Source organism: Tomitella biformata AHU 1821, from assembly GCF_000524475.1.
In the GTDB taxonomy this organism is placed as follows: domain Bacteria; phylum Actinomycetota; class Actinomycetes; order Mycobacteriales; family Mycobacteriaceae; genus Tomitella; species Tomitella biformata.
Window position 1 is genome coordinate 109907 of record NZ_BAVQ01000083.1, and the last position, 12483, is coordinate 122389.

General features: G+C 68.0%; 10 protein-coding genes and 2 tRNA genes. 8 read left to right on the forward strand and 4 right to left on the reverse strand.

Annotated features, from left to right (window positions below):
• Positions 1-124 precede the first annotated feature (124 nt).
• The 5 genes from TBIF_RS20725 (at position 125) to TBIF_RS20745 (ending at position 4542) form a co-directional block, all read left to right on the forward strand.
• Complete coding sequence (locus TBIF_RS20725; RefSeq protein ID WP_024796656.1) at positions 125-925, forward strand: fumarylacetoacetate hydrolase family protein; 801 nt, start codon at positions 125-127, stop codon at positions 923-925.
• Positions 926-1003: 78 nt separating this feature from the next.
• A complete protein-coding gene (locus TBIF_RS20730; RefSeq protein WP_024796657.1) occupies positions 1004-2617 on the forward strand; it encodes an AMP-binding protein in 1614 nt (537 codons plus the stop codon).
• A gap of 27 nt (positions 2618-2644) precedes the next feature.
• On the forward strand, positions 2645-4129 hold the full coding sequence (gene gltX, locus TBIF_RS20735) for a glutamate--tRNA ligase (protein ID WP_024796658.1): 1485 nt from the start codon (positions 2645-2647) through the stop codon (positions 4127-4129).
• A gap of 147 nt (positions 4130-4276) precedes the next feature.
• Positions 4277-4348, forward strand: a tRNA-Gln gene (locus TBIF_RS20740).
• 121 nt (positions 4349-4469) lie between these two features.
• A tRNA-Glu gene (locus TBIF_RS20745) sits at positions 4470-4542 on the forward strand.
• Between the two features lie 57 nt (positions 4543-4599).
• Here TBIF_RS20745 and TBIF_RS20750 read toward each other — a convergent pair.
• Positions 4600-5301 (reverse strand): IclR family transcriptional regulator, encoded by a 702-nt coding sequence (locus TBIF_RS20750; protein ID WP_024796659.1) that lies wholly within the window; start codon positions 5299-5301, stop codon positions 4600-4602.
• Between the two features lie 160 nt (positions 5302-5461).
• Between TBIF_RS20750 and leuC the strand changes: the two genes are divergently transcribed.
• The 3 genes from leuC (at position 5462) to TBIF_RS20765 (ending at position 8508) form a co-directional block, all read left to right on the forward strand.
• Positions 5462-6904 carry a 3-isopropylmalate dehydratase large subunit gene (gene leuC, locus TBIF_RS20755; RefSeq protein ID WP_024796660.1) on the forward strand — a complete coding sequence of 481 codons (1443 nt, stop codon included), beginning with the start codon at positions 5462-5464 and terminating at the stop codon, positions 6902-6904.
• A 36-nt stretch (positions 6905-6940) separates the two neighbouring features.
• Positions 6941-7546, forward strand: coding sequence for a 3-isopropylmalate dehydratase small subunit (gene leuD / locus TBIF_RS20760; protein ID WP_024796661.1), 606 nt, complete (start codon positions 6941-6943; stop codon positions 7544-7546).
• A gap of 134 nt (positions 7547-7680) precedes the next feature.
• Positions 7681-8508, forward strand: a complete 828-nt coding sequence (locus tag TBIF_RS20765) for an HU family DNA-binding protein (RefSeq protein WP_024796662.1) — start codon at positions 7681-7683, stop codon at positions 8506-8508.
• A gap of 102 nt (positions 8509-8610) precedes the next feature.
• On the opposite strand, the gene TBIF_RS20770 is transcribed toward TBIF_RS20765, so the two are convergent.
• From TBIF_RS20770 to cofC, 3 genes are all read right to left on the reverse strand, one after another.
• A complete protein-coding gene (locus TBIF_RS20770) occupies positions 8611-9519 on the reverse strand; it encodes an NUDIX hydrolase (RefSeq protein WP_024796663.1) in 909 nt (302 codons plus the stop codon).
• Complete coding sequence (locus tag TBIF_RS20775) at positions 9516-11636, reverse strand: RNA degradosome polyphosphate kinase (RefSeq protein ID WP_084611835.1); 2121 nt, start codon at positions 11634-11636, stop codon at positions 9516-9518. The genes TBIF_RS20770 and TBIF_RS20775 overlap by 4 nt, the downstream gene beginning before the upstream one ends.
• Positions 11637-11756: 120 nt before the next feature.
• A complete protein-coding gene (cofC, locus tag TBIF_RS20780; RefSeq protein WP_024796665.1) occupies positions 11757-12446 on the reverse strand; it encodes a 2-phospho-L-lactate guanylyltransferase in 690 nt (229 codons plus the stop codon).
• Between the last annotated feature and the right edge of the window lie 37 nt (positions 12447-12483).

Consider the following 12483-nt stretch of genomic DNA (forward strand, 5'->3'; position numbering starts at 1 on the left):
ATTCCCAGATAATGAGATCAATATTTCGTTATATGAGAAATGGTAGACCCCGAGGCGAGGCGTCGGGCACGGGGTCCGTCCGGGGCCAGTCCGGGGCTGTCGGGTCGGTCGCTAGGCTGTCCCCATGCGTCTAGGTCGAATTGCCAGTACCAGCGGTGTCGCTTTCGTCAAGATCGATGACGGCGAGGTGACATTGCCCTCGGGGCAGCCGAATCCGGAGATTCGCGCCCACGAGATCAAGGACCACCCGTTCGGGGAGCCCACGTTCACTGGCCGCAGCTGGCCGCTCGCCGACGTGCGCCTCCTCGCTCCGATCCTCGCCTCGAAGGTGATCTGCATCGGCAAGAACTACGCCGACCACGCAGCGGAGATGGGCTCGGAGGCGCCCGCTGATCCCGTGATCTTCATGAAGCCCTCGACCACGATCATCGGGCCGGAGGCGGCCATCGTCTTGCCGCCCACTGCCACCGAGGTGCACTACGAGGGCGAGCTGGCCGTGGTGATCGGCCGGCCCGCAAAGTCGGTGTCCGAGGACAAGGCCCTCGACGTGGTGCTCGGCTACACCTGCGCCAACGACGTCACCGCGCGCGACCACCAGAGCCACGACGTGCAGTGGACCCGGGGCAAGAGCCACGACACGTTCTGCCCCCTCGGCCCGTGGATCGAGACGGACCTCGACGCGTCGGACGTAGGGATCCGGACGGCGCTTGAGGGCGCGGTCAAGCAGGACAGCCGCACCGCGCTGCTGCTCCACGACATCCCCAAGATCATCGCGTGGGTCTCCGAGGTTATGACGCTGCTGCCGGGCGACGTGATCTTGACCGGCACCCCCGCCGGCGTGGGCCCGATCCACGCGGGCGAGATGGTGGAGGTCACCATCGAAGGCATTGGGACGCTGCGCAACCCGGTTGCCAACAGGGCGTGAACGTACCCTAAATCGGGGGTGGCGGGTTCCGGGACGATAGAGCAAGCTGGAGCGAAACCCTCGACGAAGGAGCCCTCCATGGCTGGCCTCGACACGCCTTTGACCCCGCTGCGATTCCTCGAGCGCGCGGTGGAGGGGCACCCCGGCGCGACGGCCATCGTCGACGGGCCGCGCCGGTTCACCTACGCGGAGATGGCGGATCGGGTGCGATGCCTCGCCACCGCGCTGCGCGCCCGGGGGCTGGCAGCCGGCGAGTCGGTGGCCGTACTCGCGCCCAACAGCGCGGAGGCGCTCATCGCGCACTATGCGGTGCCGATGGCCGGCGGGGTGTTGGTGATGCTCAACACCCGCCTGGCGCCGCCTGAGGTCCAGTACATCTTGGAGCACTCGGAGGCCCGATACCTCTTTGGCGACGCGGAGCTGCTGCGCCCCGTGCTCGGCGTCGCCGTGCCCGCGGCTGTCCGGGCGGTCATCGCGCATCCCGCCGAGGATGGCGCGGATAGCGCGCTCGCCGGAGCTGAGGACTACTCTTCGTGGCTGGCCTCCGAGCCGGACGAGGCCTTGTCGTGGGAGGTCGAGGATGAGACGTCCACGATCGCGATCAACTACACCTCCGGCACCACAGGGCAGCCCAAGGGCGTGATGTACACCCACCGCGGCGCCTACCTGAATTCGATGGGCGAGGTTGTCACGCAAGGCTTCACACCGCTGGTGCGGTACCTGTGGACGCTGCCGATGTTCCACTGCAACGGCTGGTGCACCACCTGGGCGCTGACCGCTGTCGCCGGCACGCATGTGTGCCTGCGCGCGGTGCGCGGCGAGGACGTGTGGCGGCTGATCGACGAGGAGCAGATCACCCGCGCGGCCGGCGCGCCCACGGTGCTTTCCATCATGGCCAGCGCACCTGAGGCGCACGATATGGCCGGCGGCCTGTCGATGGTCACGGCCGGGGCGCCGCCGTCGCCGACGATCATCGCGAAGTTCGAGGACCTCGGCATCAACGTCGTGCACGTCTACGGCCTCACCGAGTCATACGGCCCCTACTCGTCCTGCGAGCCGCAGCCGGCGTGGGCGGGGCTGACCCGCGACGAGCGCGCGGCGATGGTCTCGCGTCAGGGCATCGGCATGATCTCTTCAGACCGGATGCGCGTGGTGGAGCAGCGCCAAGATGACGTCTTGTCCGACGTTCCCCGCGATGGCGTCACGATGGGCGAGATCGTGCTGCGCGGCAACTCTGTGATGAAGGGTTACTTCAAGGCGGAGGAGGCCACCGTAGAGGCATTCCGGGGCGGCTGGTTCCACTCCGGCGACCTGGCCGTCATGCACCCAGACGGCTACGTGCAGATCCTGGACCGGGCCAAAGACGTGGTGGTCTCGGGCGGCGAGAACATCTCCACCATCGAGGTCGAGCAGGCGCTGCTGACCCACCCGGCCGTGCAGGACGTCGCGGTCGTCGGTGTGCCGGACCCGCGCTGGGGCGAGCGGCCGAAGGCGTTCGTCGTGCTCGCACCCGGTGCGCAGGTCGACGAGGCCGCGCTGATCGAGCACGTCAAGACTCGCATCGCCAAGTACAAGGCGCCGGGAGTGGTCGAGTTCCTCGTGCAACTGCCCACCACCTCCACGGGCAAGATCCGCAAGAACGAGCTCCGCGACAAGGAGTGGGAGGGGCGCACTAGCCGGGTGCAGGGTTGAGCCCGTCCGGGCACTAACCTTGTGGGCATGAGTATTCCCGCCGATACCGGTGTCCGTGTCCGCTTCTGCCCGTCCCCGACGGGCACCCCCCACGTGGGCTTGATCCGCACCGCGCTGTTCAATTGGGCCTTCGCCCGCCACCTCGGCGGCAAAATGGTCTTCCGCATCGAGGACACCGACGCCGCCCGCGACTCCGAGGAGTCCTACCAGGCAATCATCGACGGCATGACGTGGCTGGGTCTGACGTGGGACGAGGGCCCCGACATCGGCGGCCCGCACGCGCCGTACCGCCAGTCGCAGCGCCGCGACATGCACATCGACGTCGTCAAGCGCCTCGTCGAGGCGGGGGAGGCCTATGAGTCCTTCTCCACCGCCGAGGAGGTCGAGACGCGGCATAAGGCGGCCGGGCGCGACCCGAAACTGGGGTACGACAACTTCGACCGCGACCTCACCGACGAGCAGCGCGCGGCGTTCCTGGCCGAGGGCCGCAACGCCGTCGTGCGCCTGCGGATGCCGGCCACCGACCTGACGTGGACCGACCTCGTGCGCGGCGACGTCACGTTCCCCGCCGGCAGCGTCCCGGACTTCGCACTCACCCGCGGCAACGGCGTCCCGCTGTACACCCTGGTCAACCCCGTGGACGACGCGATGATGCAGATCACGCATGTGCTGCGCGGCGAGGACCTGCTCTCCTCCACCCCCCGCCAGCTCGCGCTCTACGCGGCGCTGCAGCGGATCGGCGTCGCCGAGCGCACGCCGGAGTTCGGCCACCTGCCGTTCGTGATGGGCAACGGCAACAAGAAGCTGTCCAAGCGCGACCCCGAGTCCAGCCTGTTCCACCACCGCGACCGCGGTTTCATCCCTGAGGGCCTGCTGAACTACCTGGCGCTGCTGGGCTGGGGCATTGCCGAGGACCGCGACGTGTTCTCGATGGCCGAGATGGTGGAGAAGTTCGAGATCTCCAACGTCAACGCGAACCCCGCGCGCTTCGACCAGAAGAAGGCCGACGCGATCAACGCCGAGCACATCCGCCTGCTCGAGCCCGCCGACTTCGCAGCGCGGCTCAAGGCGTTCCTCGTGGGCCAGGGACATCCCGTCGCCGACGTCGACGCGGAGCTGTGGGCGACGGCTGCCGAGCTCGTGCAGACGCGCATCGTGGTGCTCGACGACGCGTGGGGGCTGCTGAAGTTCCTCTTCGTGGCCGAGGCCGAGTTCGCCATCGACGAGGCCTCCGCGAAGAAGAACCTCACCGCGGACTCCGGGCCCGCGCTCGACGCCACCGTCGCGGCGCTCACCGCGCTGGAGGACTGGCGCACCGAGCCCATCGAGGAGGCGCTCAAGGCGGCGCTGATCGAGGGCCTCGAGCTGAAGCCGCGCAAGGCCTTCGCGCCCGTGCGGGTGGCGCTGAGCGGCTCGCACATCAGCCCGCCGCTGTTCGAGTCCATCGAGCTGCTGGGCCGCGAGCGCACGTTGGCCCGGCTGGCCGCGGCCAAGCAGGGCCTGCCGGAGTGATTCAACGCCCGACCGTGCTGGTCGGGGCCTAAGAAAATGGCTCTGACCAGCACGTTTTGGGAATACGAACATGTGTTGATATTGTTCTTCTCGGCAGCAAGGGAAGCCGCAAGGAACTCCGGTTCCGGGCGAGAGACCTCAAGCCAATGGGGTATGGTGTAATCGGCAACACTACGGTTTCTGGTACCGTCATTCTAGGTTCGAGTCCTGGTACCCCAGCTAGAGCAAGTCAGCTTATCGATTTGGCCGACAAGCTCAGGCCAGTTATGCTGGCCGAGTTCACAAACGTGGTTCGGCTGAAACGTCGATCATTAATGTGTCGCAAGAGTAAGAAAAACATGGCCCCGTCGTCCAGTGGCCTAGGACGCTGCCCTCTCAAGGCGGAAACGCGGGTTCGAATCCCGTCGGGGCTACAAAAACTCAGGGTCACCTCCACAAGGAGGTGACCCTGAGTTCTTTCATGTCCCGGGCTAGAGCCGCTTCTCGATGGCGGCAGCGGCGCTTATGAGGTCCGCCGCCCAGTGTGGGCCCGGCTTGCGGCCGATCCGATCGGCAGGGCCGGAAACTGAGATTGCGGCCACCACAGCACCTCGGGCGTCGCGGATGGGCGCCGCGACACTGGCCACCCCGGCCTCGCGCTCCGCGTTGGACTGCGCCCAGCCCCGCCTGCGGACCTCGGCCAGCGAGTGGTCGGCGAACCGGGCGCCGATGAGCAGGTCCTGCCGCACCGACGCGGGGGACCAGGCGGCGAGGATCTTCGCCCCCGAGCCGGCGGTCATCGGGAGCCGGCTGCCGACGGGGACCGTGTCCCGCAGCCCGGTGGTCGGCTCGGCGCTGGCGATGCACACCCGCTCCGCACCCTCCCGGCGATAGAGCTGGATGGACTCGCCAGTCCGGTCTCGCAGTTGTGGCAGCACGTGGGCGGACGCCTCGATCAGCGGATCCTCGACGGTGGCGGCAAGCTCGCCCAGGTGGGGGCCGGGCCGCCACAGGCCATCGGCGTCGCGGCTGAGCATGCGGTGCACCTCGAGGCCGACGGCGAGGCGATGGGCGGTGGCCCTCGGCAGGCCGGTCCGCGCGCAGAGGTCGACGAGGTTGCACGGGCGCTCGGCGACGGCCCGCATGACGTCCATCGCTTTGTCTAGTACTCCGATACCGCTATGCTGTCTCACAGGACGATACTATCCTCCCAGATCGTGAGATTGCTACTTTCGGCCACAGTTGGCCCGCAGTGCAAACCTGTGGTGGGGGACGATGGAGTTAGTTCGATAGATTTCAGTGGCCGGGGCAGTTCAGTCCCCAGCCCGCAAACGCCGGAGGGATGGCAAAGCGATGAGTGGTACCGACGGCTCGGGCACGACAGCGCGCACGCTCGCTGAGAAGGTCTGGGCGGATCATGTGGTGGTCGAGGGCGAGGGGACGGGCGGCGCCCGCCAGCCGGACCTGATCTACATCGACCTGCACCTCGTCCACGAGGTCACCAGCCCGCAGGCATTCGAAGGCCTGCGCCTCGCGGGTCGCAAGCTGCGCCGGCCGGACCTGACGATCGCCACCGAGGACCACAACGTCCCGACGATCGACATCGACAAGCCGATCGCGGACCTCGTCTCGCGCACCCAGGTGGACACGCTGCGGCGCAACTGCGAGGAGTTCGGTGTGCGCCTGCACCCGATGGGCGACTTGGACCAGGGCATCGTGCACGTCGTCGGCCCGCAGCTGGGCCTGACGCAGCCGGGCATGACGGTGGTCTGCGGCGACAGCCACACCTCCACCCACGGCGCGTTCGGCGCCTTGGCGATGGGCATCGGCACCTCCGAGGTGGAGCACGTGATGGCCACCCAGACCCTCTCGCTGCAGCCGTTCAAGACGATGGCCGTCACGGTGGACGGCATCCTGCCGGCCGACGTGACCTCCAAGGACCTGATCCTTGCCGTGATCGCGAAGATTGGCACCGGCGGGGGACAGGGCCACGTGATCGAGTACCGCGGCGAGGCCATCCGCAACATGTCGATGGAATCCCGGATGACTATCTGCAACATGTCGATTGAGGCCGGGGCCCGTGCCGGGATGATCGCGCCCGACGAGATCACGTATGAGTTCATCAAGGGGCGCCCGCACGCGCCGAAGGGCGCCGACTGGGACGCCGCCGTCGTCGCTTGGGAGCAGCTGGCCACCGACGAGGGCGCGACCTTCGACAAGGAGGTCCACATCGACGGCTCGAAGCTGGCGCCGTTCGTCACGTGGGGCACCAACCCGGGCCAGGGCCTGCCGCTGAGCGCGAACGTGCCGGACCCCGCCGAGATCGTGGACGCGGAGGAGGCGGAGTCGGCGGCGAATGCGCTTCGCTACATGGGCTTGCAGGCGGGCACCCCCCTGCGGGACATCGCGATTGACACCGTCTTCGTCGGCTCCTGCACCAACGGCCGCATCGAGGACCTGCGCGCCGTCGCGGAAATCCTGCGCGGCCGCAAGGTGGCGGACAGCGTCCGGATGCTCGTGGTGCCCGGCTCCATGCGCGTGCGCGCGCAGGCCGAGGAAGAGGGCCTGGGCGACGTTTTCGTGGCGGCCGGCGCGGAATGGCGCCAGGCCGGTTGCTCGATGTGCCTGGGGATGAACCCCGACCAGCTCAAGGCCGGTGAGCGCTCGGCGTCCACTTCCAACCGCAACTTCGAGGGCCGACAGGGCAAGGGCGGACGCACGCACCTGGTCTCGCCCGCAGTGGCCGCCGCCACCGCAGTCCGGGGCACCCTCGCCGCCCCCGGCGATCTGGCCTGACCCAACCCCACTCTCGCAGACAGGAACTCAGCTGACATGGAAGCCTTCACCACCCACTCCGGCATTGGCGTGCCGATGCGCCGATCCAACGTCGACACCGACCAGATCATCCCCGCCGTCTACTTGAAGCGGGTGACCCGCACCGGATTCGAGGACGCGCTCTTCGCGGCCTGGCGCGGCGAGCCGGAGTTCATCCTCAATATTCCGCCCTTCGACAAGGGGACCGTGCTGGTCGCCGGGCCTGACTTCGGCACCGGGTCCTCCCGCGAGCACGCGGTCTGGGCGTTGTCGGATTACGGCTTCCGCGTGGTGATCTCGTCCCGCTTCGCCGACATCTTCCGCGGCAACGCGGGCAAGGCGGGGCTGCTGGCCGCGACGGTCGAGCAGTCCGACGTCGAACTGCTGTGGAAGGTACTGGAACAGCAGCCCGGACTTGAGGTTTCGGTCAACCTGGCAGACAAGACCGTGCATGCCGGCAGCGTCACCGTGCCGTTCGCCATCGACGACTACACGCGGTGGCGACTGCTCGAGGGACTGGACGATATTGGGCTGACCATGAGGGTCGAATCTGACATCACGGAATTCGAAAAGACAAGGCCTGTATGGAAGCCCGCGACTCTGCCCGCGCAGACTGAAGCGTAGATAAGCCTCCTAAGACCCTCCACTGCGTTACAATTTTGAATTGGAATTGGCGCGGCACGTCGACGCCTACCCAATACCGGTTTAACGTGACTGTCAGCCGGTCCGCAATGGGCCACCGTTTCGGAGGTAATTCCATGAATAAGGCAGAGCTCATTGAGCGCCTGACTGAGCGGTTGGGCACCGACCGGAAGACCGCGACCGCCGCTGTCGAGGGCTTTGTGGACCTAGTGGTCCGCGCCGTCCACAAAGGCGAGAGCGTCACGATCACCGGCTTCGGGGTTTTCGAGAAGCGAAAGCGCGCGCCGCGAGTGGCGCGCAACCCTCGCACCGGTGAGACGGTGAAGGTCAAAGCCACCAAGGTGCCCGCGTTCAGGCCGGGCGCGCAGTTCAAGGCGATCGTCGCCGGGCAGCAGAAGCTCAGCGCCACTGGGGTCGCGGTGAAGCGGGGCTCGGGCGCGCCTGCGGTTCCGGTGGCGGCGAAGAAGACTGCGGCGAAGAAGGCCCCCGCCAAGAAGGTGGCGGGCGCCGCGAAGCCCGCCGCGGTCAAGGCGACGGCTGCGGTGAAGAAGACCTCCGCCGCAAAGAAGGTGGCGGCGAAGAAGACGGTGCCGGCCGCGAAGGTCGCTGACCCGAAGCCCGCGACCGTCAAGGCCGTGCCGGCCGCTAAGAAGGCCGGCACCGCTAAGAAGGCTGCGGCGCCGAAGAAGGCTGCGGTGGCCAAGAAGGCCCCGGCGGCCAAGGCTCCGGCGGTCAAGACTCTGGTGGCGAAGGCCGCACCGGCGAAGAAGGCCCCGGCCAAGAAGACGGTCGCTGCCAAGCCTGCGGCAGCCAAGGCCCCGGCCAAGAAGGCCCCGGCCAAGCAGGCCGCGGTGGCCAAGCCAGCGGCTGCCAAGGCCGCGCCCGCGAAGAAGGCCCCGGCGAAGAAGGCTCCGGCCAAGAAGGCGGCGCAGAAGAAGGCGTAGTAGTCCCCACGCCGAAGGGCGTGTAAGACAGTCGGTGGCGGCGAACCTCGGTTCGCCGCCACCGACTGCTATCTAGCCGCCCACATCCTGTTGGCAATCAGCTCAGATCGTCGGCGGCGCCACCTGATCCGCGGCGATCAGCGTGCCCCCGCGCAGCGTCAGCACCCAGGTGCTGGCCTTCCTCGTGCTCACTGCGGCCAATGCGACGCCGTCGCGCTTAGCCCACCACCCCAGCAGATCGGGGATCACCCCGGACTGACTGCAGATGGCGGCGGTGCGGGACTTCGCGGCAATGATGCGGATCCGCTTGCGCGCGTCCTTGGGCACCAGCGCGAAGGCCTCCTCGGAGAAGCTGGGCTCCAGCCGCACTCGGACGCCGAGGGCGGTCGCGGCGGGGATCACGGTCTGCACGCAGCGGGTCCGGTCCGCGGAGTAAATGGTGTCCACCCCGAAAGCCAGTGTCTGCGCCGTCAGGAGCTCCGCCTGCTCCCAGCCGCTGGCATCGAGCGGGCGCTCGGCGTCGGGGCCGTCGAACTTCCCGCGGGTGCCGGCGCTGGCGTGCCGCACGAGGAGCAGGGTTCGATCGCCTGGGGGCCGGGCCAGAAAGCGGGCCAGCACGGCGCGGTCGACGTCGTGGGAGAGCAGTTCGGTGGCCTTGTCAAAGGGCAACCAGCGCAACTCATCCACCTCGTTGTTGGGGGTGAACTCGCCGTCGACCGCCTCGGCCGCCCAGTAGTCGACGCGCTTCTCTCGGCGATCGGCTACCGGATAGGTCACGGATTGGAGGTACCTGCCGAGGACCGCGTGGAATCCCGTCTCCTCCAAGATCTCTCGGACCGCGGCCGTCGGCAGTGTCTCGCCGGGGTCCAACTTGCCCTTGGGCAGGGACCAGTCGTCGTACTTGGGCCGGTGGATCACCGCGTACTCCACGGTTCCCGGTAGATTCGCGGCCGCGCGCCAAAGTACGCCACCGGCCGCGAGCACAAGGGTGGGCGGCGACGTCGAAGTCATGAGTTGTACCGGTGTCGATGAGCTTTGATCAGGTCCTGGTGGTAGTCGCGGACCTGTTCCCCCGTGGCGGGGAAGGCGTTCCACTGGCCGTTGCCGTCGAGCACCCAGGAGCGGGTGCGCGCGTCCAATGCCATGGTGAACATCTCGTCCAGGATCGGCGTCAGGCTGGGGGACTTGACTTGTGCCATCACCTCGACCCGGCGGTCGAGGTTGCGGTGCATCATGTCGGCGCTGCCGATCCAATACTCGTCCGCCCCGACGAAGTGCAAGATCCGCGAATGCTCGAGGAAACGGCCGAGGATCGAGCGCACCCGGATGTTCTCACTCAGCCCCGGCACGCCCGGCTTGAGCCCGCAGATTCCGCGCACCACGATGTCGACCTCCACGCCGGCCCGTGAGGCCCGGTACAGCGCGTCGATGACCTCCTCGTCGACAAGGGCGTTGGCCTTCAACCGAATCCCCGCCGGCAGGCCCTCGCTGTGGCGGGTTGCCTCCGCCTCGATGCGCTCGATGATGCCGGAGCGGATCCCGTGCGGGGCCACCAGCAGATTGCGGTACTGCTTGACGCGGGAGTAGCCGGTGAGGGAGTTGAACAGGTCGGTCAGGTCCGCGCCGATGTCGGGATCTGCGGTGAAGATGCCGACGTCCTCATAGAGCCGGGCGGTCTTGGGATTGTAGTTGCCGGTTCCGATGTGGCAGTAGCGGCGGATGGTGGAGCCCTCGCGGCGCACCACCAGACACGTCTTGCAGTGCGTCTTGAGGCCCACCATGCCGTACACGACGTGCACCCCGGCCTGCTCTAGCTTGCGGGCCCAGCTGATGTTCGCCTGCTCGTCGAAGCGCGCCTTGATCTCAACCAGCGCCACCACCTGCTTGCCGGCCTCCGCGGCGTCGATCAGGGCGTCGACGATGGGGGAGTCGCCGGAGGTGCGGTAGAGCGTCTGCTTGATCGCCAGCACATCCTTGTCCGCGGCTGCCTGCTCGATGAAGCGCTGGACGCTGGTGGAGAAGGAGTCGTAGGGGTGGTGCACCAGCACGTCAGCCTCGCGCAGCGCGGCGAACACCGATTTCGGCGTCTCCCGCTCGCCGAACGCCGGCGGGGTCAGCGGGACGTAGACGGCGTCCTTCAACTGGGGGCGGTCGACGCCGTACACCTGCCACAGCGCCGTCAGGTCGAGGAGGCCGGGGACCCGGATGACGTCGTCGGCGTGCACATCGAGCTCGCGCAGCAGCAGCTCCAGCATGTGCTCGGAGATGTTGTCGGCCACCTCGAGGCGGACGGGCGACCCGAAGCGGCGGCGCGCGAGCTCCCGCTCGAGGGCTTGCAACAGGTCCTCGTCGCGGTCCTCCTCGACCTCGAAATCGGCGTTGCGGGTGACGCGGAAGCAGTGGTGCTCAACAACTTCCATGCCGTGGAACAACACGTCGAGGTGTGCTGAGATCAAATCTTCCAGGGGCAGGAACCAGACGCTGCCCGCGGGTGCGTCGGGCCGAGGCACCTCGAGGAACCGGTCGACGTTGTCCGGGACCTTCACTCGCGCGAAATGCTCGCCGCCGGTGGCCAAGTCCCGCACGGTGACGGCGAGGTTCAGGCTCAGCCCGCTGATATATGGGAATGGGTGGGCGGGGTCCACGGCGAGCGGCGTGAGCACCGGGAACACCTGCTCGTGGAATACCACCGACAGGCCCTTGCGTTCCGCTTTGGTGAGGTGCTTCCATGAGATGACATGCACGCCAGCGCTTTCCAGCTCCGGCAGTACCTGGTCAAGCAACACCCGAGAGTGCTTGGTGGCCAGATCCTGGGTCTCTTTGCCGATGAGCACCAACTGCTCGCGGGGTGAGAGGCCGTCCGCGGAGCGCACGGAGAGGCCGGCCTCGGCGCGGCGCTTGAGGCCGGCTACGCGCACCATGTAAAACTCGTCGAGGTTGGAGGCGTAGATGGCGAGGAACTTCGCGCGCTCCAGGACAGGCAGCGAGGAGTCCGCGGAGAGCGCGAGCACCCGCGAGTTGAAGTCGAGCCAACTCAGCTCTCTGTTGAGGTATCGGTCGGGCGGGAGCGGGTCCGGCACGGGCTCCGGCTCGACGGTCGCCGCAGGTGGGGCCGTCAGCGGGGCCATCGGCGGCGGGACTCGGACCACGGCTACGGACACATTCTCAACTTCGTCGCTGCTCACGTGGACAATTATCCAGTATTGGGGACGTGGGCGCCTGCCAAATCCGGGCTAGTCACCAACAGTTCACGCAGTGTTCCAATCGCTGTCGTCCAACGCCGCCAAAAGTGCGGTGGTCGCGGGCCCCACCCCGAGTCGGTGCACGCGCCGCAGATCCCCCGGGGTGTCCACATCGCTGCGCAGGCCGGGCCAGTCGCCAACCAGGGGGACGGCGCCGCCGCGTTCGTGCTCGCGGGCAGACCACGGGCCGAATCGGGGGGTCAGCTCGGCGCGCGGTCCGGGGACGATGAGGGTGGTAGTGCCGATCCCGGAGTAGTCGGCGACGAGGGCCCGGCGGCCGGCGGCCTGCGCGATTGCCGCGGTCAGCTCCTCTGGGCGCAGCGCGGGCAGATCTGCTTGCAGGACCATGAGACTCGAGGGGGTGGAGTTCGCGCGCACCTGCCGGGCTGCGGCGTCGAGCGCGGCATTGAGGGGGCCGAGCGCGGGCGCCACGGCTGGCAGCGCCTCCTCGGCGAGGACCGCGACGCCACAGGCGTGGGCGCGCCGGGCAGCGGACTCGTCGGGCGTGACCACTGTGATGCTGCCGACGAGGGGACTTGCGGTGGCCGCGCGGAGGGTGTCCTCCAGCATCGCCAGCGCCAGCAGTTTGCGCTCGACGGCCTCCAACCGCGGGGCCAGCCGGGACTTCGCGCGTGCCAGGTGCTTCACGGGAATGAGCACGTGGACGCCGCTGTCCGCGCTAGCTCGGGTGCTCATGAGGCTCAATCTTGCCAGGCCGGTGAATCGGGCCGCG